The organism is Amycolatopsis thailandensis, assembly GCF_002234405.1.
Lineage (GTDB): Bacteria > Actinomycetota > Actinomycetes > Mycobacteriales > Pseudonocardiaceae > Amycolatopsis > Amycolatopsis thailandensis.
On sequence record NZ_NMQT01000007.1, the window covers coordinates 19,254 to 45,088 of the forward strand.

The following is a 25,835-nucleotide window of genomic DNA, read 5'->3' on the forward strand; positions in this document are numbered from 1 at the left end:
TTCCTACCCTCACTCGAACGGGCTAAGCAGCGATCCCGACGCGACTGCACAGCTGGTGAACCTCGGTGCGCTTCCCCGTTGGAGGGTTCTTCCGCAGGTCAATCAGCATATCCCTGGCGAAACCGTTGTAGCTGATCGTCTCCGGTGCCACCCGTTGAGACCGGTCCAACAGCGACAGCGTGGCTACACGGTCACCGTTGAGGGAGTGAGCGCGTGCTACCTCGATCAAGTGTCGGCTTCGCCTGGCAAGGGACGGAATCGTCACCGGGTCCAGGGCATTCGCAGCACGTAGAGCTTCACCAGACCGACGCAACTCCACGCCCAACGTGGTTGCGTGTGCCGCCATCACGCTCATAGAGAAGCTGGATTGAGTGTGCCGGTAGTCCGGGCCCAACCTCCGTGCGACTGCGTCGGCCTTCTCCCAATGCGCCCACGCTGCACCGTGCCGTCCACGCCGTGCGTACACGTAGCCGATCTCAGCGTTGAGCGCGCCAACCATGCCACGCCAGTCATCCGGGGCTCCATCAAGGTGAGGCGTGAGCTGGTCCCGTGCGTCGGTGGCTAGCTTGATCGCCTCTTCCCAACGGGTGTCATCGCGCATGGCCTGCACCATTGCCCACGCACCACCTGCGATCAGGTATGGATCGTCAGCTTCCTGTGCCTCTGTGATCGCACGATCGGCCACCATCCATACCAACTCTGGAGCGGGCTGGTAGGCGACGAAGAAATCGGCCAGCTGGTAGACCCCGGCAAGGACGCGCCTCGCCTCTCGCCGCTCCTCACCCCGGAGTGCCCGAACGGCAACCTGAGCGTCGCGGATCAAACCAGGCAGCAGCGACCCAAGTTGTGTCCGGTGATCCGGGGAGGAGTGGCGTACCGCCCACGCGTAGCGCAGGCGTTCGGCGAGATGCGACACCGACACAGGTTCTGTACGCAGCGACACCCGGTACTCGGTGAGCGCGGCTTGAACCTCGGATAGCGTGGAATGCCGGGGCCCAGCGAACACGGACACCGGGACCGCATGCCCGTTGCCGGTGAGCATGGCGAGGTCGGGAAGCTCAAGGGCTTGCGCGATCCGAAGCAATAGCGCCAACCGAGGTGAGTGCTGCTTGCCGGTTTCGATGGCCTTCACCCACTCGGCAGACTTCCCGCCAACCAGTCCTGCTAGGACAGGGCGGGACATGCCACGTTGGACGCGGTAGTAGCGGATGCGCGCACCAATGGACGCGTCAGCAGGCAAATCGGTCACCAAGACCACCCTCTTCGCGGAGTGACCTCTTTCGCGTGCCCCCGGTGGCCAAACCGGGGGCTTCCCTCCGCGATAGAGGTGCCTCACCACCATACCGGTGATGTACGCAGCCCGAGGAGTGGTGAGCTGATGCGTGGGCTACCTGGTCAGCAACGCCCTGGATGGTCGATGCAGTCGGCTTGCCGAAGCCTGTCGACGTTCTGCTGATGCTCGATCTGGCGCGACTGCTCCTGCTCCTGGCGTTGGCGCGCTGGCTCCGTCATGGTCCATCGAACGCCGCCGATCAGGAGCAGGAGACCCGCGACGATGGCGCCCAGGACAAGGAAGTGTCGAGGCTCGTTCAGTGCCATCCAGTCAGGCCGCCGCACCCCCTACTCCTGGTTCGCGCCGTAGTCGTAGCCGCGTTCGTTCTTGCGCGGGGCGTTGATGCGCTCCCAGTCTGCGTTGTTGCGGCGTCGCTGGTCGGACACGAGGGCTTCAGCCTCGCCGGCTATCCGCTGCACCATGGCCACGATTTGAGCGAACTGTTCGTGTCCTGCGGACTCGTCCGGCATGGACTCCTCAAGCAGGTTCCGGCGAACAGTTAGCCCGCCGTGCACGGTGTGCAGAGCAGCCGCCAAGTCCTGCAATGCACGGTCGTATCCGCGCAGTCGGTCCACCTCGATCGAGGGGCGTGCACACGCCGCGGCGAACGTTTCCGCAGCGTCGTTCAGCTCTCCCTTGAACAGTCCTGTGGATCCTGTGGCAGGAGCCGATGCACGCCCTGGCTGGGGCGGTTTACGGGTGGCAGTCGTGCTGGTCGGAATGGCCGGCTTCATGTCGGTCCCTTCGCTACTTATCGTGACATTTCCTCAAGCGCGGTCATGGTGACCGCAACGGACACGACACTCTCCTAGGTTGGCGTTTCCGCAGGTGAGTGACGTGCCGAGTGTGTGGGCGTCATCGGCTGGTCATGGTGGGCAACAGTCCGTCGAGACGCAGTTTCAGCAGGTGAAGGGACGTGGACAGCATGACCAGGCATCCTGGCCGCATCCTGACCTCTGGTCATGGTGACCACGTGGCTTCTGCCCACCATGACCAGTAACCCTCTGTGCTGCCTGGTGGACACCGTCACAGCCCCGTGTGTCAAACGCCCAAGGTCAACCGCACGGTGTTCGTGAACGCCTCGCACACCCTGTGCGGCACGCCTGTGCACACCCCTGGCGCACACCTGTGCAAACACGTTCACGGGGTCTGTTCATCAGGGTGTGCACACCCCTGTTTGTCGGGGTGTTCATCGGGGCGTGCCTTGAACACCTCTAGCGGTTCGCCGTAGTCGCCGAAGGTGTACAAGTACAGGGCATGCAGGGATCGCTGAAACCCTGCCGCGTACGCACGGTCGGAGTCCTTCCCGAGATCGGCGAACAGGCGCAGGTGTCCGTCACGCTGGCGGCGAAAATCATCTGCCAACCCTGCAAGGTCGTAGTCAGTTGGCGACGTAGACACAGCTGTCGGTCCCCTCTATGTAGGTCAGCTCTCCGGTCTCGTTCGAGATCCAGCACTTAGGCCCGATCGGTTGCCGCGGTCGCTGAAGGTTGAGCGACACTGTGGTGCCTTTCGGCACGCGCACGGTCACGGCTGCGACCGTGTCGGGATAGGTGAGTGTGGACTCTGTCTTGACCCCGTTGGGTGCTGACGGGTCGGTGTAGGAGAACTGCTCTGCCCCGGTTGCAACGAGCCGCAGGGCGACTGTTGGTGGCGGCTGGCTGGGGGCAGGAGCGGGCGGTGCCGATGGTTCGGCAGAGCAGCCGGCGAGGACGAGCAGGGCAGCGACAAGCGCAGTTAGCTTCATGGACGCGGTGTCGCGCCCTGACCAGGGCTTGTTACGTGCCCGCTTCGGTGCCGCGTTCGGTGCCATAACGTCTGGTTCTGCCGATCGACAAGCGGTGCCCACTATCAAAGCGACCACCCCGCACGCTGCATGTTCAGCAATGTGCAGCAATCGGGATCAATCAGAATCAGTGCCGTGATCGAACTGTAAATCAGACGGCACTGCCTTCGGGGGTTCGAATCCCTCACTCGCCACACAGAGCGGCCTCGTGACCTGGTCACGGGGCCGCTCTTGTTTCGTCAGGGCGCTTACCGGCCGCGATCCCGCCTCTGCGGCCAGGCCGGGTGCGGGTTCGGTTCGGCCAGGTCTTCGAGGTAGGTGTGCTCACTGAAGTCGTCGTCGGTCACGGGCGCTTTACGGGCGCGCCGGGGCGCGGCCACCGGCTCTGGTGCCGCTTCGAGTTCGGCGGCGATCTCGGCCAGCTGCGGCCACAGTTTCTCCTGGGCCTTCGGCGCGAACAACGCCTGCGCGAGCGGATGCTCGCAGGTCCCGGCGGCGACCTCTTCCCAGCTGAACTTGCCGTCCCGGACACAGCCGGCCGCCCGGGTCAGCCGCGGCGAAGCGCCGGGCCGCTCCGCCGCGAGGCGGAACACCTCGGCCGTGAACTTCGACGCGTCGACCATGAACGCCACCTCCGTCGTACCCGCGCCGCTACGCGGAGTAAGACGACCCTACCGAGCCCGGTAGCGCAACAGCACGATCCCCGAGGCGAACGCCCGATCCTCGACCAGCCGCAGCTTCGGCACGCCGGCGGCGTTCTCGAACAACCGGCGACCTTCCCCGACCACGACCGGGTAGACGAACAGCCGGTACTCGTCGACGAGCCCCTCGGCGATGAGCGCGTGCACCAGCGAGATGCTGCCGGTGGTCACGATGTCCTCGCCCTCGGCGGCCTTCAGCCCCTCGATCTCCGAACGAAGCTCGCCGGAGAGCACCTTCGTGTTCTCCCACTCCGGCTCCGTCAGCGTGCTGGAGACCACGTACTTGCTCACTGAGTTCAGGTAAGCCGAAATCCCTGTCGTGTCTTCGGTTTGCTTCGGCCAATAGCCGCGCATGTCCTCGAAGGTGACCCGTCCGGTTAGGAACGCGTCGGCGTTCTCACGTTGTTCGCGCAGCGCGGCCAGGACATCCGACATGTCGGCGTCCGGATCGCCGCCACCCGGGCTGAACCAGTCTCCCGTCAGTTCGATCACACCGTCGATCGTGCAGTTCTCGGTGACGATCAGTTCCCGCATGCGCCAGACCGTACCGCCGCCCTCCGACAAGAATGGACCGATGACCGAGCCGCTGTCCTGGCCCGCCACGCCGCCGGCCCACGGATCCGTTGTCCTGCGCGAATTCACCGAAACCGACGCCTCGCTCGCCCTTGAACTCGGCGAAGACCCCTACATCCCGCTCATCGGCAGCCTGCCCGCGCATCCGACCCCGCGGGAAGCCGAAGACTGGGTGCTGCGGCAACGGAGTCGTCACACCGAAGGACGTGGCTTTCCCTTCGTGATCACCGTCGACGGGATCGCGGTCGGCACGATCGGCCTCTGGCTGCGGAAGCTGTCCGAAGGCATCGGGATCCTGGGCTACTCGGTCTCTCCAAGACACCGGCGACGTGGGGTCGCGACCGATGCGCTCAAGGCGATCACCGGCTTCGCTCGGCCGTCCCCGCTGTCGAGCGGATCGAGCTGGCCATCGAGCCGTGGAACCGCGGCTCCTTTCGCGCGGCCGAAAAAGCGGGCTACCGGCGCGAAGGCCTGCTGCCCGCTCATCACGAGATCGGCGGGGTCGCGCGGGACATGCTCCTCTACGTGTCGCCGTGAACCGCGCGCCTCGACGGGTACCAAGTCTCACCCGCGGGTTCGCCCGCCATGTTCCAGCTCCACGACACCTTGGGCGTGACGCGCGCGTAGATGCCCGGGCCGAAGACCCCCGTGCGTTCGACGGGGTCGGCGGCCTCGCCGTAGATCCGGACACCGCGCGCGACGAACGGGTCCAGTGAGACCAGGTCGTCGATGACCAAGGCGACTTTTCGTTGCCCCGCTCGGATGTTGCGGAACTTTCGGGTCACGAGGACCGACGCGCCCGCGCCACCGACCCAGAAATGCGTCCCGTCGAACTCGAACGCCAGCGGGACGACGTCGGGCTGCTCGCCGTCCTCGGACAGGGTCGCGAGGCGAGCCAGGGGTTGGGAACGCAGATACGCGATCTCGTCCTCGGTGAAGGCCATGACGTCATTCTCCTCGGCTATGCCGTGAGCGCCTGCGCTCCGTTGAGCACCAGCATGTCGGTCACGAAGCAGACCGGGGTGCCGTCGGCGGCTCGGCCGATCCAGGTCGGGTAGCTCCCGTCTCCCCAGCCGGTGGCGAACGCGATGATGTTGCCGTCGGCTCCCTCCGGGGTGATGTCGACGTGGGGATCCACCTCGGCGAACTTCTCCATGAGGTCGTCGTCCACCTCCTCGGGGAGGGCGTCGGCGTCGGCGAAACAGCCTGTCCCGCTGTCCACGCCGTAGCCGTAGAACTCCCCGTCGCCCAGGAAAAGCGCGTTCTGACCCGGCCAGAGCGCGACTTCCCAGGTGGCCACCTGTCCGTCGGCGACGACGAGTTTCGCGGCGGCGACCCGCTCATGGGCGGGTTCGTCGACGAACCGGATCACGGAGAGCTCGACCCGGTGTTCCCCGGGCGGGACCGTGACCGTGAAGTGGTCGGAGTCCGCGTCCAGGAAGGCCGGATCCGAGGCGACGAGCCTGCCGCTGGACATGCGGAGCCTCCCGGCGTCCTGAAGCTCGACCTCCACGAGACCGCTGCGCAACGCGAAACGCGTGCCCGCGGTGAACATCTCCACCATGCCGTTGGGCCGCAACGGAACCGACGGGCGCCAGGGACGCGCTTCGAGAGGAAGCGGTGGATCGGTTTCGGGAGCCTCCGGCGTCCGCAGCGTCAGCGGCCCCGAGTTCGCGAGAGACTCCCACTCACCGAAGGCGGGCTTCGGCGTGGTCAGCTCGGACACCGGCTTGTGCGCGCGGCCGCTGCTGGATCCGCCCGCGTAGCCGTCGGGCGCCTGGTGCATCCAGCCTTCGCCTTCGGGGCCGAAGGACATCTCCACGCGGCCGGCGGTCTGTTTGTCGAATTCCTCCTGGTCCGGGGTTTTGTAGGTCCACTGCTCGACGCGTACGAGGAACAAGCTGCCGTCTTCGAGCAAGCGGTACTCGAACGAAGCGCGTCGCCTGCCCTGCTCGTCGACGTGCCAGCAGCGCGCGAAATGGTGCTGCCACGCGATTTCGAGCAGCACCGACGGCGACTCGGTGCCGGGACGAACCAGCGCGACGGCGTACTGCTCACCAGCGGCGTCGCGTTCCCGGGCCGTACCGGGTGCGAGCCTGCCGACCAGAACACGGGCGGCCGGATCCCAGCCCTCACAACAGATGACTTCGAACGAAGTCCCCTCAGACATGCAGCGGACCCTAGCGGGCGCCACCGACAGAACACTAGGAGTTACACGCGGATCGCGTAGTCGCCGAAGGCGGGCTCCAGCAGTTCGAAAGCGCGCTGCGTCGCCTTCGTCAGCGCTTCGGCTATCTCGTCGTTGCTCTCGCCGGCGTGAGACCGCCGCAGGACCTCGCGGAAGAGGACGCGGTCGATCGCGTTGAGTTCGGCGGCCGCCATGACCGGGGTGACGTCGTCCGCGTCGGCTCCGGTCTCGGCCGCGAGCAGCGTGGCGAGCGCTTCTTCCCGCAGTTCGTGCAGTTCACGCAGCCGCGCGGTCAACGTCGGGCTCTCCAGCACCATTTTCGCGAAAACCTGCCCGGTGAAGCCGATCACAGGCGAGTGCTCGGCGACCGCGGCCAGGAAGACGCGCCGGAGCGCGGCCAGCGCCGACTCGCCCGGCTCCCGATCGCGAACGGCGTTGGCCAGCCCGTTCGTGAACTCCTCGTGCTGATCCAGCGCCAGGTCTTCTTTGCGTGCGAAGTAGTTGGTGACTGTCTTCTTCGCGACCCTCGCCGCCGTCGCGATCTCGGCGATCGTCGTCTCCTCGAAGCCCTTCTCGATGAAGAGGAGAGTCGCCTTGTCGGAGATCAGCTGCCGTGTCTCCTGCTTCTTGAGCTCCCGTAAGCCCACATCCGTGCTGGTCATGAGCGAAGTTTACCACCGTCGTAAAAATATCCTTGACTTACTGTAGGTCAGATGTAAACTTACGTCCGTACTACCGAACAGCGAGAGAAGAGGCTCCTTGACCGCTCGAATCCCCCAAGGCAACGAAGGCACCAACCGCGCTCAGGCCCGCCGGAACGACCGCCGCCGTCAGCAGCCGTTCCCCGGCCGCTCGACGCCGGTGCGCCGCTCGACCGGTGTCCCGCGCCGCCGGTCGTACTGACCGATCAGCTCGTCCCAGAACTCACCGCCGACCGAAGGGGATAGCCCATGAACGTCCTTGCCTCCACCGTTTCGCTGACCGTCGACGACGTCGCCGCCTCCAGCCGCTTCTTCACCGAGCACTTCGGTTTCACCGAGCAGATGGCCGCGGAGGGTTTCGTCTCCCTTGGGCACGAGACCGCGAAGCTGGCCATCGTCCTGCTTCAGGCGGGGATCGAGGTCCTGCCGGAGAACCTGCGACAGGTGCGCGCGTCCGGCGTGATCGTGGCCTTCACGGTCGAGAATCTCGAAGCCGAGGAAAAGCGCCTGCGCGAGGAAGGTGTCGAGATCACGCTGCCGCTGCGGGAAGAGCCGTGGGGAGAACGCCTCTTCATGGTCGCCGACCCGAACGGCGTGCCCGTGGAACTCGTGGAATGGGTGCAGCAGTAAGGAAACGCCGAAGCGGGGCTCGGTCCACAGTGGACCGAGCCCCGCTTTTCGGCTACTTCATCGCGGCGAGCTGGATCAGGTTGCCGCAGGTGTCGTCGAAGACCGCGGTGACCACGGGGCCCATGTCGACGGCGTCCTGGGTGAACTCGACGCCCAGTCCCTTGAGGCGCTCGACCTCGGCGTACACGTCGTCGACGGCGAACTGGGTGAACGGGATCCCGTCGTCGGCCAGGGCCTTCTTGAACGGCTTCGCCGCGGGATGCCCGTCCGGCTCCAGCAGGAGTTCGACACCGTCGGGATTGGCGGGGGAGACCACGGTGAGCCAGCGGGCGTCGCCGGTGGGCACGTCGGTCTTCTTGGTGAACCCCAGCTTCTCGGTGTAGAAGGCCAGCGCCTTGGCCTGGTCGTCGACGAAGACGCTGGTGATGTTGATCCGGATCACGGGTTCGGTTCCTCTCGGTCGATGGGCCACCGCTCGACGATCGACCGCAGCGGACTCGTGTCGATGTGGTGGAACTTGTAGCGGCCCTGTCGCCGGGTGTGCACCAGGCCCGCCTGTTCGAGCATCGCGAGATGCTGCGAGATGGCCTGCCGCGAAGACGCCAGGCCGTGCTTCATGGTCAGCCTGCCGCAGATCTCGAACAGGGTCTGACCGTCCTTTTCGGTCAGCTCGTCCAGGATGATGCGCCGCGTCGCGTCGCCGATCGCCTTGAACAGGTCGCCGTCCACGCCCCCGTTATAGGCAAGTCGTCACTTGCCTGTCAAGCCGGGGTCAGGAGCCGAGGTAGCGCAGGATCGCCAGGACGCGGCGGCTGTAACCGGCCGCGCTGGCCAGTCCGAGCTTGTCGAAGATGGCGTTCACGTGCTTCTCGACCGCGCTCAGCGACACGAACAGCGACTCGGCGATCCCGGAATTCGTGTGGCCCTGCGCCATTTTCTCCAGCACCTCGCGTTCGCGGGCGGTCAGCTTCGCGAGCGGATCGGTGTGCGTCGTCCGGGCCAGCAGCCGCCGGACCACCTCCGGATCGAACGCCGCCCCGCCCGCCGCGACCCTGTCGAGCGCGTCCAGGAATTCGCCCACCTGGGCGACCCGGTCCTTGAGCAGATAGCCGACGCGTTCGCCGTCGCCGGTGATCAGCTCGGCGGCGTAGCGCTTCTCGACGTACTGCGAGAGCACCAGGACGCCGATCCCCGGCCAGCGTTTCCGGATCTCGAGCGCCGCGCGCAGGCCTTCGTCGGTATGGGTCGGGGGCATGCGGACGTCGGTGACGACCACGTCCGGCTGGTACGCGGCCGTCGTCGAGACGAGTGCGCCGCCGTCGCCGACCGACGCCACGACGTCGTGCCCCTCTTCGATCAGCAGCCGGACGAGCCCTTCGCGCAGCAGGGTCGAGTCCTCGGCGAGGATCAGCCGCACGGCAGCACCGCCGTCACCACGGTCGGACCGCCGGGCGGACTCCTCACGATGAACCGGCCGTCCGCCGCCGCGACGCGCCGCGCGAGGCCGGAGAGGCCGCCACCGGACGCCAGCGCCCCGCCCACACCGTCGTCGGTGATCCGCACCCGCACTCCAACCTCGTCCCGCTCGGCCTCGATGTCGATCCGCGACGCCGCGGCGTGCTTGATCGTATTGGTGACCGCCTCGGAGGCGACGAAGTAGACGACGGTCTCGATGGCCGCCGGTGGCCGTTCCGGCAGGTCGACCCGCAGGTGGACCGGCACGCCGGAACGTTCCGCGAGCGCCTCCAGCGCGGGGTGCAGCCCGTCCGAGTCCAACGCGATCGGGTACACCCGCCACGAAACCTCGCGCAGGTCTTCGAGAGCGCGCTGGGATTCCTCGTGTGCCTGCCGGAGCAGGTCCGACGCGTGGTCCGGATCGCCGGTGCGCCGCGCCCGGCCGAGCAGCATCCCGAGCGCGACCAGCCGCTGCTGGACGCCGTCGTGCAGGTCCCGTTCGATCCGGCGGCGCTCGCCGTTGACCGCTTCGACCACCTCGGCCCGGCTGGTCGCGAGTGCGGAGACCCGGCGGCGCAACTTTTCCTGTTTGCTGGGGCCGAAAAAGCGTCGTGCCAGCTTGCGGTCCAGCGTCGCCGCACCCAGAAGTCCTTGCAGAGAAAGAAAGATGAGCAGTGCGCCGAAAAGCGCGGTGGTGATGGGGTCGTACCAGTCGGCGGGCGCTCCACCTCCGGGAGACTGACCGTTGAACAGCTGATAGGTGATGATCACGCCGGAGCCGGTGCCCAGCAGGATCATCACGAAGATCCCGGCGCTGAGCAGTCCGACGACGCAGCGCGGGATCAGGTAGACCATCGCGCGGCGCTCGTCGTAGAGGATGGTGTTCCGATCGCCGAAGTACTTCTCCAGTCGTTGGCGCTCCACTTCGGACAGTACGTGGGCACCGGCGAAGACAGGCTCCCGCAGCGCGGGGATCGCGAGCGCGAGGCCGCCGAAGAGCACGTAGAAGAACTCCGCGAACGCGGTCATGGCGCCGATGGCCAGGCCCAGCGTGCCGCGGAGCGCTTTGCGCAGGTAGCGGCGCGTCGCTGCCGGAACAGGCATAACGCCAGGTTAGCGGGGTACCCGAAGATCGGTACTGCGGTTTTCCGCAGTGATCTCTGCCGCTTCACCCCAGGGTGCGGAACCCGGGCAATTCGTACGTTCGTTGATATCCGCAGACGACCACGAAAGGCCGCCATGAACCTCCTCCTCGCCCAAGCCGCCAGCGAACCGATGAGCGGCCTCGCCGGCTGGGCGGTGTCACTGATGGACGCGCTGGGCGGTCCGGGAGCCGCGATCATCGTCGGACTGGACAACCTGTTCCCGCCGATCCCGAGCGAGCTCGTGCTCCCGCTCGCCGGGTTCTCCGCCAGTCAGGGCACGTTCACCCTGGTGGAAGCGCTCGTGTGGACGACCTTCGGGTCGGTCGCGGGCGCGATCATCGTCTACTACCTCGGACTGCTGCTGGGCCGTGACCGCACACGCCGCTGGATGGCGAAGATCCCGCTGGTCAAGGCGTCCGACTTCGACAAAACCGAGGCCTGGTTCCAGAAGCACGGCACCAAGGCGGTGTTCTTCGGCCGGATGGTGCCGATCTTCCGCAGCCTCATCTCCCTGCCCGCCGGGATCGAGCGGATGCCGTTCTGGCGGTTCCTGGCCCTGACCACGCTGGGCAGCCTGATCTGGAACACGGTGTTCGTCCTGGCCGGGTACGCCCTCGGGGAGAGCTGGCACCTGGTCGAGGAGTACGCCGGGTTCTTCCAGTACTTCGTGATCGCCGCCGTCGCGATCGCGGTCGTGCTCTTCGTCGTGAACCGGCTTCGTGAGAAGAACCGCACCGACGCCTGAGCCCCGTGTGGGGCGCCGGGAGCGGGCGCCCCACACGGTCGTATCAGGACCGGAACGGGCCGGTCACCTCATAGGTGATCCCGCCGGACGACGAACCGGAGGTGCCGCGTTGCGACGAGAAGTACAGCCGGTTCCCCGCCGGGGTGAACGCGGGACCGCAGATCTCCGACGAGCTCTGGCCGGTGATCCGCAGGAAGGGCGCCACGATGTCGTTCGGCGTGATGACGCAGATCTCCATGTTGCCGCCGTCTTCGGCGACGTACAGGTCGCCCGAGGAGGTCCCGGTGACGTTGTCGACGCCGGTCAGCGGTGCCGAGCCGGGGCTGACCAGCGAGTCGTCGTAGGCCAGTTCGTAGGTGCTGTTCGCCAGGTTGAGCTGCCAGACGCGATTGTCGCCCTTCGTGGTGAACCACGCGGTGTCGTTGGCGTAGTGCAGCCCTTCGCCGCCGTTGAACCGCTTCGCGCCGGACACCTGGTTGCGCGTGGCGGTGGGGGAGCCGTCGGGGTCGGGCACGTTCGCCCAGGTGAAGCTGCCCGACGTCGCCGTGCCCGCCTTCAGCACCTGCAGCGTCCCGGTGGAAAGGTCACCCCAGGTCGCCGGGACGAAACGGTAGAGACAGCCGTCCGTGGTGTCCTCGGTCAGGTAGACGACCTTGCGCACCGGGTCGGCCGCCGCGGCCTCGTGCTTGAACTTCCCCATCGCGGGCCGCTGGACGGCGGCCGAGGCGGGCCCGTTCGGCTGGCATTCGTAGACGAAGCCGAGATCGATCTCCTCGCAGGAAAGCCAGGTGTTCCAAGGAGTCTTGCCGCCCGCGCAGTTCTGGCGGGTGTTCGCCAGGACCCGGTGGGCACCGGTGATGTTCCCGCTCGCGTCGAACTTGACCGCGCTCGCTCCACCGCCGGGCGTGATCTCCGAGTTCGACACGTAGATCCAGCCGCTGCCGTCGGCGAACACCGCGCCGCCGTCCGGCGCGCTGTGCCAGGTGTAACCGGTGCTCGCGACCTTCTGGCCGGATCGTGCGATGACGCGGCTGGTGAATCCCGCGGGCAGCTGGATCCCGTTCGCGTCGGCGGCCTGGAGCGCGCCGTACGGGCTGGGTCCGTTCTGCGCGGGCGCCGCCAGCGCGGCCCCCGAGAGCCTGTTTCCGAACGCCGTGACGCCGGCGCCGACCACGGCCGCGCGCAGGAAATTCCGTCGCTTCACTCGTGCCTCCGCTGATGTGGTGGTGCGGGAAGGAGCGGATCGGAGAGTACGGGCGGAACGGGACTTCCAGGTGAATTCGCGGCGTATTCACCGGGAGGGGAGAACTTTCGTAGGGAAGCCTCGCTCAGCACTATTTCCTTCGCCTTGCGAAGGCCCGGTGCTTCGGCTCCACCTCGTTGTTCGGCGATTTCCAGGGCGAGGAGTATCCGGTCGACCGGAGCGCAGCCGCCATCACGGTGGTGACGACGTCCGATCAGGTGACGCCAATCGGCGAGATACTCGTCGAGTCCCGGTTCGCCGGGAACGGCCCGCAGCAGCGCTCGCAACAGGACACGCATCTGGTTTTCGTTGCCGGGCAAAGTGTTCCGGGCCAAGGAGTCGGCCAAGGTGCTTCGGGACTGACCGGTCGCGGCGGCCAGCGCGCGGATGCTGAGGCCGCTCCGGTCGCGGAGTTCGCGCAGCCGCGCCATGAAGTCCGATTCCGTGGTGAGGGTGGTGTTCATCGGCGTGCCCGGGCGGGCACGGGGCGGACGACGGCACCGAGCAGAGTGATCGCGATCCCCGCCGCGATCGGCGCACTCGTACCGGCGAAGGTCAGTGCCGTGGTCAATACGGTGAGAATGCTCAGGCAAACGATCTGACCGGCCGAAACGCAGCTTCGCCTCGGCCGCCGGGGCGGCAGGATTCCGTGACTCATGACCTTGCCCTCTCAAGGCTCAGTGGCGGCCTCCGGATGGATGGCACGGAATGCACGTTATCAAATCGTGATAGTGAGTTTAAGGAGGTTTAATGTCCGGGTTCGTCCGGGTTTCGACGACGAAGGCCCCGGATCCTGGACGGATCCGGGGCCTTCGGTCTCGCGCCGTTACGCCGCTTGGGCGACCGGAGCCGTCGCCGGGGCCAGCGCGAGGTCCAGCACTTCGCGGACGTTCGCCACGGCGTGGACATCCAGCTGTGCCAGCACTTCGGCCGGGACGTCGTCGAGGTCCGGCTCGTTGCGCTGCGGGATGATCACCGTCTTCATCCCGGCCCGGTGCGCGGCCAGCAGCTTCTGCTTGACCCCGCCGATCGGCAGCACGCGGCCGGTCAGCGACACCTCACCGGTCATCGCGACGTCCGATTTCACGACCCGGCCCGAAAGCAGGGACGCCAGCGCGGTCGTCATCGTGATGCCGGCGCTCGGCCCGTCCTTGGGCACCGCGCCCGCGGGGACGTGCACGTGGATGCCGCGGTCCTTCAGGTCGCCGACCGGGAGTTCCAGCTCCGCGCCGTGCGAGCGCAGGTACGACAACGCGATCTGCACCGACTCCTTCATCACGTCGCCCAGCTGACCGGTCAGGGCCAGTCCGGTCGAGCCGGATTCCGGATCCGCCAGCGACGCCTCGATGTAGAGGACGTCACCGCCGGCGCCGGTCACCGCGAGACCGGTCGCCACCCCCGGCGTCGACGTGCGCTGGGTCGACGCGGGCAGCGAGGACTCCGGCAGGTGCCGCGGGCGGCCGAGGTAGGTCTCGAGCCCGTCGGCGTCGATCGTCAGCGGCAGCTCGACCTCGTCGAGCGCGACCTTGGTCGCCACCTTCCGCAGCACCTTCGCGATGGTCCGGTTCGCGTTGCGCACCCCGGCTTCCCGCGTGTACTCGGCGGCGATCCGGCTGAACGCGCCGTCGGTCAGCGTGACGTCGTCCTTGCCGAGGCCCGCCCGGTCCAGCTCGCGGGGGAGCAGGTGGTCGCGGGCGATGGTGACCTTCTCGTGCTCGGTGTAGCCGTCGAGGGTGACCAGCTCCATCCGGTCCAGCAGCGGGCCCGGGATGGTTTCGAGCGCGTTCGCCGTCGCGAGGAACACGACGTCGGACAGGTCCAGCTCGACCTCGAGGTAGTGGTCGCGGAACGTGTGGTTCTGCTCCGGGTCCAGCACCTCCAGCAGCGCGGCCGTCGGATCGCCCCGGTAGTCGGCGCCGACCTTGTCGATCTCGTCGAGCAGCACGACTGGGTTCATCGAGCCCGCTTCCTTGATGGCGCGGACGATCCGGCCGGGCAGCGCGCCGACGTAGGTGCGGCGGTGACCGCGGATCTCGGCCTCGTCGCGGATGCCGCCGAGCGCGACGCGGACGAACTTGCGCCCCATCGCCTTCGCCACGGACTCGCCGAGCGAGGTCTTGCCGACCCCGGGAGGGCCGGCGAGCGCGAGCACCGCGCCCGAACGGCGTCCGCCGACCGGACCCAGACCCGATTCGGCGCGGCGCTTGCGGACGGCCAGGTACTCGATGATGCGTTCCTTCACGTCGTCGAGACCGGCGTGATCGGCGTCGAGGATGTCGCGCGCGGCCGCGATGTCGTGGACGTCGGTGGTGCGCTCGTTCCACGGCAGTTCGAGGACGGTGTCCAGCCACGTGCGGATCCAGCCGCCCTCGGGGGACTGGTCCGACGTCCGCTCCAGTTTGTCCACTTCGGACAGTGCGGCCTTCTTGACCGCGTCCGGCAGTTCCGCGGCCTCGACGCGGGCACGGTAGTCGTCGTCGTTGGCGGTGCCGTCGAGTTCGCCCAGCTCCTTGCGGATGGCTTCGAGCTGGCGGCGCAGCAGGAACTCCTTCTGCTGCTTCTCCATGCCCTCCTGGACGTCCTTGCGGATCGTGTCGGTGACCTCGAGCTCGGCCAGCTGCTCGCGGCTCCATTCGAGGGCCTTTTCGAGCCGTGCCGAAACGTCGAGCGCGGAGAGCAGTTCGAGCTTCTGCTCGGTGTTCAGGTACGACGAGTTGCCCGCGAGGTCGGCGAGCGCGGACGGATCCTCGACCTCCTGGACGGCGTCGATCATCTGCCAGCCGCCGCGCTGCTGGAGGATCGCGAGGACGACGCTCTTGTACTCGGACGCGAGCTTCGCGGAGTCGTCGTCGGTGGTCTCGGTGGCGACCTCGGCGTGGACCCAGCGGGCGGCGCCGGGACCGTCGGCGATGCGGCCGACGACGGCGCGGCGGGTGCCGCGCAGCAGCACCGCGGTCTTGCCGCCGGGCACGCGCCCGATGCGCTCGACGGTGGCGATGGTGCCGAGCTCGGCGTACTCGCCGTGGACGCGGGGGACGATCAGCACCTCGGCCTTGGTGGCGGCGCCGGACCGGATCCCCGGGAAAGAAGCCTGGGCAGGCGTGTTGGCCTGGGCGGACTCCACCGCGGCGCGCGTCTCCGTGTCGGCGAGGTCGAGCGGGACGATCATGCCCGGCAGCACGACGTCGTCATCGAGCGGGAGGACGGGCAGGAGGCGGTTGTCGGTCATCTGTGCACTCCTCGGTTAGTTGAGTCTGCCTAGCTCAACTCTCCGATCGACCCGTTTGTTTCCTTCTCGCGTTCGCCGTCAGCGATCACCCACCCCTCGGACCTCCGCACCCCAACGCGTCGCGTTTAGCGGGCTAAACGCGACGCGACGGGCCTAGACGTCGGATGTCAGGGGTGGGTGGCGACACCGCACCAGGCGAACGGCCGGGCGCCTTCCTCGTCCCGCCGCAGCTCCCGCGTCGGCCGCCACTCGGGCAGATGGACGAGCCCGGGCTCCATCAGCGGCCAGTCCCCGAAGAGCGGCTCGATCTCTTCGCGGTCCCGCATCCACACCGGGTTGCTCGTCTTCCGGTACTGCTCGACCATCCAGCCGAGCCCGTCCGCGTCCGGACCGGTCTGGCCGCCGAAGCTCATATGCGAAAGCCCCAGCCAGCTGCCCGGCGCCAGCGCGTTCCGATAGGTCGCGACCAGCGCGGGCGGATCGTCGTGCGGACCGGCGAAATGCAGGACGGCCATCATCATCAGGCAGACGGGCTGCTCGAAATCGATCAACCGCCGCGTCTCCGGATGCCGCAGGACGTCTTTCGGCCGCCGCATGTCGGCCTGGACGATCCCGGCCCAGTCGGTCGCCTCGTGCCGTTCGAGGATCAGCTCCGCGTGCGCGACCGCCACCGGCTCGTAGTCGACGTACACGACCTTCGCCTCATCGCCCGGCTCCAGCTCTTCCCGGACGATCTCGTGCACGTTCCCGGCGGTCGGGACGCCGGAACCCAGATCGACGAACTGCCGGATCCCGGCTTCGAGCGCCGCGCGCACGACGCGGTTCATGAACTCGCGGTTGTGCTGCGCGCCCGGCTTCACCCACCGCCACTGCCGCTCCAGCCGCCGGGCGAACTCACGGTCCACGGCCCAGTTGTGGGTCCCGCCGAGAAACCAGTCGTAGATCCTCGCCGCGGACGGCTTTTCGGTGTCGACCCCGGTCGGCGCCACCGGGGCCGCGTCATCGTCACTGGTCACAGAAACCCCCTGCTCTCCTGGAAAAGAGCCTATCGGGATCAGTACACCGCCGGTCGCCGCTGCCAGTAGGTCCAGAGCGGCCGATAGCCCTGCGCGTACCAGAACGGCGTCGACCGCGGATTGGCCAGCGCGTGGTGCAGCAGCACGGCTTCGGTCCCGCATTCGTCGAAGATCTGGTGCGCGTGCGCGGCGAGCGCCGACCCCACGCCGCTCGACCGCGCCGGTTCGGCCACCGCCAGCGACGACAGGTACCCGACCTTCTCGGCCGCGACCCGGCCGCCGATCCACGACGTCTCGCCGGGGAACTGCACCCGCACCATGCCCAGCGGGCGCCCGTACAGCTCGGCGATCCACAACGTCGGGTTTTCCCGCTTGAGCTCTTTCGACAGGTCCGCGGTGATCGCTTCCTCCGCGCCCTCGCGCAAAGTGACAGAACCGAACTGCGCGTCATAACGCTGCAATTCCAGCTCGAGTCCGACGGCGGTTTCCAGATCATCCGCTTCGGCGGGCCGGATGTGCACTCCGGGAGTGGCGGGCGGCCCCGTCACGGCGAGCCGGTCGGCCGGGCGGACCGCGATCACCAGCACCGGCGCGAATCCGCGGCGCAGCAATTCGGCCGAGCCGGGAGAATCCCGGCTGGGCCGTACCACGGTCGCCGCCGTTTCGACATCACCGGGTGGGGCGACCGCCTTCAGATGTTCATCCCATCGGGTGAGTAATGCGTCAAGGGCCGCTTCCGGGCGAGGTCCGGTGAGCCGGGCTTCGAGCCGATGTTCGACGAGCGCCCGCCACGGAGAGTCAACAGAATCGGGGCCCGCTTCGGTTCGTACCGACAATCCGGCGGCGGCCGAGTCGCCCGCTGTCGCGGAGAGTGACACGGAGCCCTCGACAGGCTCCAGTGCAGGCATTTCGGGGAGCAGGGCGTCCACGGTGGCGAGCCGCTCGGCGTGCCCGGCGGCGATGGCGTGGCTATTCATAGGACTATTCAAGCCCCTACTGACGGGTCCGACGGGAACTTCACGAGATTGGCTCGACCGTGGCGCCAGGTGACTTCCGGTAGTCGGCGGGAACGCGAATATCGCTCCCATTTCACCCCTTGGTCCACGCAGGTCAGCGCGACGCGCCCATTGTTAACCCTGGGGTGATCTCATACTGTCTCGAATGGGACTTGGGTACGCCCTCCGGGGTACTGTATTGCCCTCGTCCCCGAGGTCGCGGTAGGACAGGACCGGTTGGGCAGCCGGGAAGGAAGGTCGGATGCCGGACACGAACGGCAGGCCCGCGAGCGCCGCACAGACGGCGGCGGGCAAGGGAGGCGCCGTTACGGAGGCTCGTACCGACGAGCGACGGTTCCGCGTCTACACCTTCGCGGTACTCACCATGGGCATCGCCGCCGCGGCCGCGGTCAGCCTGTGGCTGGACTTCGAGGCCTCGGACGATCTGCTCTGGATCGGGCCGATCCTCGCGCTCGCGTTCCTGCTCGCCGAACAGCTCGGGATCAACGTCGACGTCCGCAGCGGCATCTCGTGGACGATCTCGTTCACCGAGATCCCGCTGGTCATCGGATTCTTCGTCGCTCCTTTCGAAGTCGTCCTCGCCGCGCATCTCGCGGCGGGCATCGGAACCCTGCTGGCGCGCAAGGTCGCGGGCCGGGTCCTCTACAACGCCGGCGCCTTCCTGCTGGAGATCACCGGCGCGTTCGCCGTGGCGGGACTGGTGAAACAGGCCTCCGGCGCCCACGACATGACCTGGATCGCCGCGCTGGCAGGCACTTTGACCGCGCCGCTGGTCAGCACGCTGCTCGCGCTCGCCGCCGTCCGCGTGCTGCGCCGCCGCATGCGGGTCAGCACCGCGATCCGGCTGACCGGCCGCATCCTCGTCGTCGGCTTCGTCAACGCCTCGGTCGGTCTTTCCGGTTATTTGGTCATTTCCGGTACGCCGAAGGCCTGGCCGCTCGTGCTGGCCGTGTTCCTCGGGCTCACCGCGTTGTACTGGGCGTACTCCGACCTGCTCCGCGAGCAGCGCGACATGGAAGCCCTGTCCGACGTCAGCCTGATGGTCGCGCGATCCGGCCAGCAGGCCGCCGCGCGACCCGCCGGGCGCGCCGACGAACTCGTCGGCGGTGTGGACGTCCGCGAGTGGGCGACCATCGCCGAACGCGTCAAAGACCAGCTCGCGGCCGGCCGTGTCGTGCTCAGGCTGCGACTGGAACCCAAGGACACCATGCGGATGGTCGTCGCGGGTGACGAACTGCCGCCCGTCGACCCGGCCGCCGACGACCCGCTGCTGCGTCTGCCCGGCGCGCACGTCCGGCATTTCCGGATCACCGAAGCCAATCCCGACGTCCGCTCCGCCTTGCTCGACCGCGGCGCGCAGGAGGCGCTGGTCGTCCCGCTGCGGAGCGCGAACCAGCTCCTCGGCGTCGTCGAAGCGCACGACAGGCTGTCCCGCTGGCGTGGTTTCGGCAAGTACGACATCCAGCTGCTCGGCACCATGGCCAGCCATCTCGCGACGTCGCTGGACAACCGGCGCCTGCTCGCGACCCTGCGCCACGACGCCTACCACGACCCGCTGACCGGCCTGCTCAACCGGCCGGGCTTCCGCCAGGTCGCCAAGGAACCGCTGCGGGAACAGGTCGACGCGGTCGTGCTGAGGGTCGACCTGGACGTCTTCTCCACCGTCAGCGACGCCCTCGGGTACGTGTGGGCCGACCGGATGGTGATCGCCGCCGGACGGCGGATCCGCGACGCGCTCGGCCCCGACGTCCCGCTCGCCAGGCTCGAAGGCGCGTCCTTCGCGGCGCTTCTCGTCGGCTGCGCGCCGGAGCGCGCCCAGGCCGCCGCGGAACTGCTTCGCGCGGAGCTCGTCGCCCCGTACCCGGTGGACCGGCTCTCCGTCGAAGCCAACGCGATGATCGGTTACGCCACGTCGTCGGCGGAGGACGACGAGCAGGTCGACGTCGACGGGCTCCTGCAACGCGCCGACGTCGCCGTCCGGGCGACCAAGGGCGGCGAAGAGGTCCGCGGCTACATGGCCAGCATGGGCCAGATCTTCATGCGCCGGTTCCAGATGGTCACGCAGTTCCGGCAGTCGCTGGAAGAAGGCCAGCTGAGCGTCCACTACCAGCCGAAGATCACTTTGCCGAACCGGCAGATCCAGGGGGTCGAGGCACTCGTGCGCTGGGTGCATCCGGAGTTCGGCAGGCTCGGGCCGGACGAGTTCGTCCCGGCGATCGAAGCCGCCGGCCTCATCGGCGTCCTGACGTCCTTCGTGCTCGAAGAGTCGTTGAAGCGCGTCCGGAAGTGGCTCGACGAAGGCTTGCGCATCTCGGCGGCGGTGAACCTGTCGGTGCGCAACCTGGCCGACGAGGACTTCCCGACGAAGGTCGCGCGCGAACTCGACCGCTTCGGCATCCCGCCCGAACTGCTCACCTTCGAGCTGACCGAATCCGGTGTGATGTCCGACCCGCAGAAGGCGCTGCCGATCCTGCGGGAGCTGCACTCGCTGGGCATCGTGCTCGCCGTCGACGACTTCGGCACCGGCTACTCGTCGCTGGCCTACCTGCGGCAGCTCCCGGTCGACCAGGTCAAGATCGACAAGAGCTTCGTCCTCGGGATGGGCACGGACCTCGGCGACCTCGCCGTCGTGCGGTCCATCGTCGAACTGGGCCACTCGCTCGGCCTCACGGTCGTGGCGGAGGGGGTCGAGGAAGACGTCGCGCGGGATCAGCTCGAAGCGATGGGCTGTGACGTGGCTCAGGGCTACCTCATCTCGCGGCCGCTGCCGGAGGACCGCCTGGAGGCTTGGCTCCAGGCCCGCACAGCGCGTTCGCCGGGACGACACTCCGAGACCGTCTTGACCCTGCTGACCTGAGGTTTTGCGGTAACGTACCCCCCTGTTTCAGGCCTCGGCGAGGACTTGCTAATCTTTCCAAGTCCTCGCGAGAGGCAAGGCCCCTTTAGCTCAGTCGGCAGAGCGTTTCCATGGTAAGGAAAAGGTCTACGGTTCGATTCCGTAAAGGGGCTCGCGACCTCAGCCGCGTCACGCAAGCGTGTCGCGGCCAGGTTCATGTAAGGCGGTGTAGCTCAGCTGGCAGAGCAAGCGGCTCATAATCGCTGTGTCGCCGGTTCAAGTCCGGCCACCGCTACGCGGTAATCCTGGGTATCCCAGGCCTAGTAGAGAAGGAAATGCTGTGGCTGCCACTGACGTGCGACCGAAGATCACGCTCGCGTGTGAGGAGTGCAAGCACCGCAACTACATCACCAAGAAGAACCGGCGCAACAACCCGGATCGCCTGGAGATGAAGAAGTTCTGCCCGAACTGCGGTACGCACCGGACTCACAAAGAGACCCGCTGAGCGTTCAGCGTTCTCCAAGCGCGGTTCTACCTGTCTCACCCGAAGCCGTCCTGGTCACCAGGGCGGCTTCGGGTCTTTTCCGGGTTCGGTAGCCTGCTCGGGTGGCCTTGGACCAGTCGTTCACCGGGCGGGCGTACCCGCCGACCAGTACCTATGAAGTGAGTCGCGAGAAGATCCGGGAGTTCGCCGACGCGCTCGGCGACACGAACCCGCTCTACCGCGACACCGAAGCGGCGAAGGCGGCCGGCTACCCCGACGTCATCGCGCCGCCGACGTTCCTCACGATCATCAACCTCGCCTCGATCAACGCGATCGTCTCCGACCCGGAGCTGGGTCTCGACTATTCGCGGATGGTCCACGGCGACCAGCGGTTCACCTACACGCGGCCGGTGCACGCGGGCGACGTCCTGTCGCTCACCACGTACATCGACAACATCATGACCCGCGCCGGGAACGACTTCATCAACCTGCGCGCCGAGATCTCCGGCGCCGACGGCGGCCTGATCGCCACCACGTACGCGCAGCTCGTGGTTCGAGGGGAGGGCGCGTGAGCACGTTCACCGCCGGGGAAGAACTGGCCCCGCTGACCGTCGAGATCACCAGGGACCAGCTGGTGCGCTACGCCGGTGCTTCGCTGGACTTCAACCCCATTCACTGGAACGAGGCCTTCGCCAAGGAGGTCGGCCTTCCGGACGTCATCGCGCACGGCATGCTGACCATGGCGCTGGGGTCGAGGCTCGTCACGGACTGGCTCGGCGACCCGGGCCGCCTCGTCGACTATTTCGCGCGCTTCACGCGCCCCGTGGTCGTGCCGAACGACGGCGCCGCGACGATCGAGTTCACCGGGAAGGTCGCCGTGGTCAACGACGACGGCACCGCGCGGGTGGACATCACCGCCAAGTTCGAGGGCAAGGCGGTCCTCGGAAAGGCGCAAGCGGTCGTCCGCGCCTGACCCCAAAGCGATAGCAAGGGACCCTTGCTATCGCCTCTCTCAACGTTGAGATAGGTGATAGCGAAGGTCCCTTGCTCTCTTTCCGCAGGTCAGCGGGGCCTGGAGAACCCGGGTCGGCTCGCGAAGCCGACTGTGTGGATTTTGGTGCGTCAGATGACCAGAAATCCACACAGTGCGCCCGGCCGGTCCAGTCACGCGGGCTGGATGGACAGGTGTGTGGAGATGGAGACGTTCAGTGTCCCTATTTCCACACACCCCTCGCCGGGGATACCGCCGCAACCCAAGCCGCGACCCGACACGTCGCTTCGCGCCCTACGTGACCTTCAGCAGCTTCCCGATGACCTCCGCCATCCCTTCCTCGCCCCGCGCGTTCGGATGCAGCGGTGCGGCGGGGACCGAGGGCGCCGGGCCCTCCACCCAACGCCGGTTCGCGGCGCTGCACATGTCCCGCCCCTTGCTCGCGGTCGACATGTCGGCGAAGCCCGCTTTGTGCTCCTTGGCCGTGTCCTGAAGCGTGGTGTTCAGCCGCTTCAGCGAGTCGCGGAAGTAGGCCACGTCCCCCTCGCCGACCGGCAGGACCGGCCAGCAGCCGGCGTTGTCGTCCGGAAGCACCGTCGGGTATCCCACGACCACGATGCGCGCTTCAGGCGCCTTCGAGCGGATCTGGTCCAGGATCCCGCCGAGCCGGTCCGCGGCGGCGGCGATCCGCTCGGCCAGCTGGTCGCGTCCGCCCGCGGTCAGCTGGGTCTTGCAGGGCGAAGCGGTCTGCTGCTGCGTCGCGCACTGGCCCGCGAGGTCGGCGAGGCCCGCGTCGTTGCCACCGATCCCGACGGTCACCAGCGTCGTGTCCCCGTTGATCGCGTCGAGCTGCGGAGCGTTCGTGCCGTCCCGGGTCTTCTGCTCGCCGGTGAGATGCTCGGTCGTCGCGCCACCACAGCTGACATCGACGAACTCCGCCGGACGCAGCTTCGCGGCGAGCAGGCTCGGGTAGTTGTTGTCCGAACGGTCGCAGCCCACTGGTGAGCCCATGGCCCGTCCGGTGCCCGGCGAGGCCGTATAGGAGTCACCCAGTGCCACGTACCGGCCCGTGCCCTCCGAAGTCGTCACCCCGGCCGGTGTCACCGACGTCCCTCGCTCCCAAAGGTGGTAAGCGATCCCCAGGACGGACAGCACGATCACCAGGAAGAGGCAGCCGCCGCCAGTTCTCCGCTGCGTCACCCGTTCGTTGTACGCGACCCGGGTAACTCTTGTCATCGGTCCGACCGTCGGTGAACTACGCGTGAACGGGTGATCACCGGTTGCCTGAGACGTGGATCACGTTCAGGGTGAGGCGCGTACCTGGCACCGAGGAAAGGCGAAAGACGTGAGCCTGAACTTGACCAAGCTGGTCGACAAGGCGTGGGAGGACAAAGGCATCAACGAGCTGCTGGACGCTCCGCCGTCCGCGCTCGAGGGCCTGACCAAGAAGCACGACGAACTCCTCGCCGAGCTCAAGATCAAGACCATCCGGGACCTCGGCAACTGGAAGTACGCCGCGAAGGCCCACGCACTCGTCCAGCTCGCCGACGGCGAATCCTGACCGCTGGAGGCCCTTCCCCGTCCGGGGAGGGGCCTTCAGGCCTTCGGGACGAGATCGCGCAGCTCAGCGGCCAGATCGAGGGCATGGTCGACGTCCCGCGCGAGGTAGTGCGGGTCGACGAAGGCCTCGCTGATCCCGGTCTCGGCGGCGGCCTTCAGCTGCGCCGCGACGTCCTTGAGATCCGAGCCGGGTTTCGGGTTGATCCGCAGCACCCGCCGCAGCGTGCCGGGGTCGCGGCCCGCCTGCTCGGCCGCTTTCACCACGGTCTCCCACAGCTTCGCCAGATACGGCGCGGGCAGTCCCGCGGGCAGCCAGCCGTCCGCGCGGCGGCCGACGCGCTCCAGCGCCGTCACCGACAGCCCGCCCAGCAGCACCGGCGGATGCGGGCTCTGGGCCGGCCGCAGTCCCACCTTCGACGCCGGGATCCGCCAGCGTTCGCCCTCGTGCTCGAAAGGACCCTCTGTCCAGAACTTTCGTAGGATTTCCAGAAGCTCCTCCAGCTGCCCGCCGCGACCCTTCCAGGGCGTGCCCGTCGCGGTGTACTCGTCGCGAAGCCAGCCGGTGCCCAAGCCGACGTCCAGACGGCCCCCGCTCACCTGATCCAGTGAAGTGAGCATCCGCGCGAGCACCACGGCCGGATACACCGTTCCGGTGAGCGTGCTGGTGCCGAGCCGGACCTTCTTCGTGACGCTCGCGGCCGCCGTCAGCAGGATCAGCGGATCACCGAAGGTGACGAATTCCGGTGGGTACGGCCGTTCCGGGGTGCCGCCGGGATAGAAGTCCGACGGTGAGACCGGGGCCAGCACCCGATCCCCGACCCACAAGGACTCGTACCCGAGTTCTTCGGCCGCCGTGGCGAAACCGGTGACGGCGTCCAGCGACGCGAGGGGACCGTACTGCGGAAGGGCGATCCCCAGGCGCATCGCGGTCATCGCGCTTCCGCGAGCAGACGGCCCATCCTGGTGATCCCCTCGGCGAGATCGTTTTCGTTCAGCGCGTAGGAGATCCGGAAATACCCGGGTGTCCCGAACGCCTCGCCGGGTACCACAGCGACCTCGGCCTCGCGCAGGATCAGATCGGCCAGCGCCACCGTATCGGCCGGTCGCTCCCCGCGAATCTCCTTGCCCAGCAAGGCTTTGACCGCCGGGTAGACGTAGAAGGCGCCGAGTGGCACCGGAGTTTCCACTCCCGGGATCTCGGAAAGCAGGGAGAGCGCCGTTTTGCGCCGGGTGTCGAAGGCGTCGCGCATCGCGTGGACGGCGTCGAGCGGACCGCTCACCGCCGCCAGCGCGGCTCGCTGCGCGACGTTCGAAACGTTGCCGCACAAGTGCGACTGGTACGCCGTCGCCGCCTTGATCACGTCCTGCGGGCCGAGCATCCAGCCCACCCGCCAGCCGGTCATCGAGTACGTCTTCGCGACCCCGTTGAGGACGATCGTCCGGTCGGCGAGCTCCGGGACCAGGACAGGCATCGAAGGCGCTTCGGTGCCGTCGTAGACCAGGTGCTCGTAGATCTCGTCGGTGATGACCCAGAGGCCGTTCTCGTGCGCCCAGCGCCCGATGGCCTCGACCTGCTCGCGCGGGTACACCGCGCCCGTCGGGTTCGACGGCGAGACGAACAACAGCACCTTCGTGCGCGGCGTCCTAGCGGCTTCGAGCTGCTCGACGGTGACCAGGTAGCCCGTCGTCTCGTCGGCCGTGACCTGCACTCCGACGCCGCCGGCGAGGGCGATCGACTCCGGGTAGGTCGTCCAGTACGGCGCGGGCAGCAGCACCTCGTCGCCCGGGTCGAGCAGCGTCGCGAACGCCGAGTAGACCGCCTGTTTGCCGCCGTTGGTCACCAGGATACGGCCGGCGTCGACCTCGAAGCCGGAATCGCGGACGGTCTTCGCCGCGATCGCTTCGCGCAGTTCCGGCAGCCCGCCCGCGGCGGTGTAGCCGTGGTTCACCTTGTCCCGGACGGCCGCTTCGGCGGCTTCGAGCACGTTGTCCGGGGTGGGGAAATCGGGCTGACCGGCGCCGAAGCCGATCACCGGACGGCCCTGCGCCTTGAGCTCCCGGGCCTTCGCGTCGACGGCCAGCGTGGCCGACGGTGTGATGCCGCCGATCCGGGCCGAGACGCGGGTGGCGGCCGAAGGCGAGGGTGCGGGAGCGCTCATGGCCACATCGTGGCACGATCATGGGGTCGGCCGTGGGGGAGTTT

At 67.8% G+C, this 25,835-nt stretch carries 30 protein-coding genes and 2 tRNA genes; 11 read left to right on the plus strand and 21 right to left on the minus strand.

Translation table 11 applies throughout. The features are described 5' to 3' along the window. Window positions 1-22 precede the first annotated feature (22 nt). From CFP71_RS01390 to CFP71_RS01410, 6 genes are all read right to left on the minus strand, one after another. On the minus strand, window positions 23-1,249 hold the full coding sequence (locus tag CFP71_RS01390) for a helix-turn-helix transcriptional regulator (protein WP_341866872.1): 1,227 nt from the start codon (window positions 1,247-1,249) through the stop codon (window positions 23-25). 146 nt (window positions 1,250-1,395) lie between these two features. Continuing rightward, window positions 1,396-1,599 carry a hypothetical protein gene (locus tag CFP71_RS01395; protein ID WP_093931996.1) on the minus strand — a complete coding sequence of 68 codons (204 nt, stop codon included), beginning with the start codon at window positions 1,597-1,599 and terminating at the stop codon, window positions 1,396-1,398. Window positions 1,600-1,620: 21 nt separating this feature from the next. Beyond that, complete coding sequence (locus CFP71_RS43300) at window positions 1,621-2,067, minus strand: hypothetical protein (RefSeq protein ID WP_143267013.1); 447 nt, start codon at window positions 2,065-2,067, stop codon at window positions 1,621-1,623. A gap of 406 nt (window positions 2,068-2,473) precedes the next feature. Continuing rightward, window positions 2,474-2,698 (minus strand): hypothetical protein, encoded by a 225-nt coding sequence (locus CFP71_RS43305; RefSeq protein ID WP_143267014.1) that lies wholly within the window; start codon window positions 2,696-2,698, stop codon window positions 2,474-2,476. A gap of 669 nt (window positions 2,699-3,367) precedes the next feature. Beyond that, window positions 3,368-3,742: a hypothetical protein gene (locus tag CFP71_RS01405; protein WP_093931998.1), complete on the minus strand. Its 375-nt coding sequence runs from the start codon at window positions 3,740-3,742 to the stop codon at window positions 3,368-3,370. Window positions 3,743-3,790: 48 nt separating this feature from the next. Next, on the minus strand, window positions 3,791-4,354 hold the full coding sequence (locus CFP71_RS01410) for a dihydrofolate reductase family protein (protein ID WP_093931999.1): 564 nt from the start codon (window positions 4,352-4,354) through the stop codon (window positions 3,791-3,793). A 40-nt stretch (window positions 4,355-4,394) separates the two neighbouring features. Between CFP71_RS01410 and CFP71_RS01415 the strand changes: the two genes are divergently transcribed. Next, entirely contained in the window at window positions 4,395-5,009 is a 615-nt protein-coding gene (locus CFP71_RS01415) for a GNAT family N-acetyltransferase (RefSeq protein WP_244199517.1), read from the plus strand. On the opposite strand, the gene CFP71_RS01420 is transcribed toward CFP71_RS01415, so the two are convergent. From CFP71_RS01420 to CFP71_RS01430, 3 genes are read right to left on the minus strand one after another with little or no spacing between them, the layout of a single operon-like run. Continuing rightward, window positions 4,915-5,337 (minus strand): PPOX class F420-dependent oxidoreductase, encoded by a 423-nt coding sequence (locus CFP71_RS01420; RefSeq protein ID WP_093932000.1) that lies wholly within the window; start codon window positions 5,335-5,337, stop codon window positions 4,915-4,917. The genes CFP71_RS01415 and CFP71_RS01420 overlap by 95 nt on opposite strands. A 17-nt stretch (window positions 5,338-5,354) precedes the next feature. Then, window positions 5,355-6,563 carry a DUF4241 domain-containing protein gene (locus CFP71_RS01425; RefSeq protein WP_093932001.1) on the minus strand — a complete coding sequence of 403 codons (1,209 nt, stop codon included), beginning with the start codon at window positions 6,561-6,563 and terminating at the stop codon, window positions 5,355-5,357. A gap of 41 nt (window positions 6,564-6,604) precedes the next feature. After that, window positions 6,605-7,243 carry a TetR/AcrR family transcriptional regulator gene (locus tag CFP71_RS01430; RefSeq protein WP_093932002.1) on the minus strand — a complete coding sequence of 213 codons (639 nt, stop codon included), beginning with the start codon at window positions 7,241-7,243 and terminating at the stop codon, window positions 6,605-6,607. 97 nt (window positions 7,244-7,340) lie between these two features. Here CFP71_RS01430 and CFP71_RS44000 point away from each other — a divergent pair, with 97 nt between their 5' ends. Both CFP71_RS44000 and CFP71_RS01435 read left to right on the plus strand, forming a co-directional pair. Further along, window positions 7,341-7,484, plus strand: coding sequence for a hypothetical protein (locus tag CFP71_RS44000; RefSeq protein ID WP_167405960.1), 144 nt, complete (start codon window positions 7,341-7,343; stop codon window positions 7,482-7,484). A 47-nt stretch (window positions 7,485-7,531) separates the two neighbouring features. Then, complete coding sequence (locus CFP71_RS01435; protein ID WP_093932003.1) at window positions 7,532-7,912, plus strand: VOC family protein; 381 nt, start codon at window positions 7,532-7,534, stop codon at window positions 7,910-7,912. A gap of 52 nt (window positions 7,913-7,964) precedes the next feature. On the opposite strand, the gene CFP71_RS01440 is transcribed toward CFP71_RS01435, so the two are convergent. From CFP71_RS01440 to CFP71_RS01455, 4 genes are read right to left on the minus strand one after another with little or no spacing between them, the layout of a single operon-like run. Further along, window positions 7,965-8,354 (minus strand): VOC family protein, encoded by a 390-nt coding sequence (locus tag CFP71_RS01440; protein ID WP_093932004.1) that lies wholly within the window; start codon window positions 8,352-8,354, stop codon window positions 7,965-7,967. Continuing rightward, entirely contained in the window at window positions 8,351-8,641 is a 291-nt protein-coding gene (locus tag CFP71_RS01445) for an ArsR/SmtB family transcription factor (RefSeq protein WP_093932005.1), read from the minus strand. The genes CFP71_RS01440 and CFP71_RS01445 overlap by 4 nt, the downstream gene beginning before the upstream one ends. A gap of 43 nt (window positions 8,642-8,684) precedes the next feature. Further along, the gene (locus CFP71_RS01450; RefSeq protein ID WP_093932006.1) at window positions 8,685-9,329 is read right to left on the minus strand and encodes a response regulator; all 645 of its coding nucleotides are present in this window, start codon (window positions 9,327-9,329) and stop codon (window positions 8,685-8,687) included. Next, window positions 9,320-10,471 (minus strand): sensor histidine kinase, encoded by a 1,152-nt coding sequence (locus CFP71_RS01455; RefSeq protein ID WP_093932007.1) that lies wholly within the window; start codon window positions 10,469-10,471, stop codon window positions 9,320-9,322. The genes CFP71_RS01450 and CFP71_RS01455 overlap by 10 nt, the downstream gene beginning before the upstream one ends. A gap of 135 nt (window positions 10,472-10,606) precedes the next feature. Here CFP71_RS01455 and CFP71_RS01460 point away from each other — a divergent pair, with 135 nt between their 5' ends. Next, window positions 10,607-11,257, plus strand: a complete 651-nt coding sequence (locus CFP71_RS01460; protein ID WP_093932008.1) for a DedA family protein — start codon at window positions 10,607-10,609, stop codon at window positions 11,255-11,257. 43 nt (window positions 11,258-11,300) lie between these two features. On the opposite strand, the gene CFP71_RS01465 is transcribed toward CFP71_RS01460, so the two are convergent. From CFP71_RS01465 to CFP71_RS01490, 5 genes are all read right to left on the minus strand, one after another. Continuing rightward, window positions 11,301-12,461 (minus strand): alkaline phosphatase PhoX, encoded by a 1,161-nt coding sequence (locus tag CFP71_RS01465; protein WP_093932009.1) that lies wholly within the window; start codon window positions 12,459-12,461, stop codon window positions 11,301-11,303. Further along, entirely contained in the window at window positions 12,458-12,964 is a 507-nt protein-coding gene (locus tag CFP71_RS01470; RefSeq protein ID WP_093932010.1) for a helix-turn-helix domain-containing protein, read from the minus strand. Before CFP71_RS01470 ends, CFP71_RS01465 begins: the two co-directional genes overlap by 4 nt. Window positions 12,965-13,326: 362 nt before the next feature. Then, complete coding sequence (lon, locus tag CFP71_RS01480) at window positions 13,327-15,729, minus strand: endopeptidase La (protein ID WP_093932012.1); 2,403 nt, start codon at window positions 15,727-15,729, stop codon at window positions 13,327-13,329. Between the two features lie 167 nt (window positions 15,730-15,896). After that, a complete protein-coding gene (locus CFP71_RS01485) occupies window positions 15,897-16,745 on the minus strand; it encodes an SAM-dependent methyltransferase (RefSeq protein ID WP_093932013.1) in 849 nt (282 codons plus the stop codon). Window positions 16,746-16,783: 38 nt separating this feature from the next. Then, window positions 16,784-17,722, minus strand: coding sequence for a GNAT family N-acetyltransferase (locus CFP71_RS01490; RefSeq protein WP_093932014.1), 939 nt, complete (start codon window positions 17,720-17,722; stop codon window positions 16,784-16,786). Window positions 17,723-18,002: 280 nt separating this feature from the next. Here CFP71_RS01490 and CFP71_RS01495 point away from each other — a divergent pair, with 280 nt between their 5' ends. From CFP71_RS01495 to CFP71_RS01520, 6 genes are all read left to right on the plus strand, one after another. Next, window positions 18,003-20,618 carry a putative bifunctional diguanylate cyclase/phosphodiesterase gene (locus tag CFP71_RS01495; protein WP_093932015.1) on the plus strand — a complete coding sequence of 872 codons (2,616 nt, stop codon included), beginning with the start codon at window positions 18,003-18,005 and terminating at the stop codon, window positions 20,616-20,618. 79 nt (window positions 20,619-20,697) lie between these two features. Continuing rightward, window positions 20,698-20,770: transfer RNA gene (locus CFP71_RS01500), tRNA-Thr, on the plus strand. Between the two features lie 49 nt (window positions 20,771-20,819). Continuing rightward, a tRNA-Met gene (locus CFP71_RS01505) sits at window positions 20,820-20,892 on the plus strand. A gap of 45 nt (window positions 20,893-20,937) precedes the next feature. Continuing rightward, entirely contained in the window at window positions 20,938-21,102 is a 165-nt protein-coding gene (gene rpmG, locus CFP71_RS01510; RefSeq protein WP_005152047.1) for a 50S ribosomal protein L33, read from the plus strand. A 101-nt stretch (window positions 21,103-21,203) separates the two neighbouring features. Beyond that, entirely contained in the window at window positions 21,204-21,653 is a 450-nt protein-coding gene (locus CFP71_RS01515; protein ID WP_093932016.1) for a MaoC family dehydratase N-terminal domain-containing protein, read from the plus strand. Beyond that, complete coding sequence (locus tag CFP71_RS01520; RefSeq protein WP_093932017.1) at window positions 21,650-22,054, plus strand: MaoC family dehydratase; 405 nt, start codon at window positions 21,650-21,652, stop codon at window positions 22,052-22,054. The genes CFP71_RS01515 and CFP71_RS01520 overlap by 4 nt, the downstream gene beginning before the upstream one ends. Before the next feature lie 312 nt (window positions 22,055-22,366). Here CFP71_RS01520 and CFP71_RS01525 read toward each other — a convergent pair whose 3' ends face one another. Continuing rightward, window positions 22,367-23,308, minus strand: a complete 942-nt coding sequence (locus CFP71_RS01525) for an SGNH/GDSL hydrolase family protein (protein ID WP_093932018.1) — start codon at window positions 23,306-23,308, stop codon at window positions 22,367-22,369. 109 nt (window positions 23,309-23,417) lie between these two features. Here CFP71_RS01525 and CFP71_RS01530 point away from each other — a divergent pair, with 109 nt between their 5' ends. After that, window positions 23,418-23,633 carry a hypothetical protein gene (locus tag CFP71_RS01530; RefSeq protein ID WP_093932019.1) on the plus strand — a complete coding sequence of 72 codons (216 nt, stop codon included), beginning with the start codon at window positions 23,418-23,420 and terminating at the stop codon, window positions 23,631-23,633. 35 nt (window positions 23,634-23,668) lie between these two features. Here the strand turns inward: CFP71_RS01530 and CFP71_RS01535 are convergent, their stop codons facing one another. Together CFP71_RS01535 and CFP71_RS01540 are read right to left on the minus strand one after the other, a co-directional pair. After that, a complete protein-coding gene (locus CFP71_RS01535) occupies window positions 23,669-24,565 on the minus strand; it encodes a TIGR03619 family F420-dependent LLM class oxidoreductase (protein ID WP_093932020.1) in 897 nt (298 codons plus the stop codon). Then, complete coding sequence (locus tag CFP71_RS01540) at window positions 24,562-25,791, minus strand: pyridoxal phosphate-dependent aminotransferase (RefSeq protein ID WP_093932021.1); 1,230 nt, start codon at window positions 25,789-25,791, stop codon at window positions 24,562-24,564. Before CFP71_RS01540 ends, CFP71_RS01535 begins: the two co-directional genes overlap by 4 nt. Window positions 25,792-25,835: the final 44 nt, after the last annotated feature.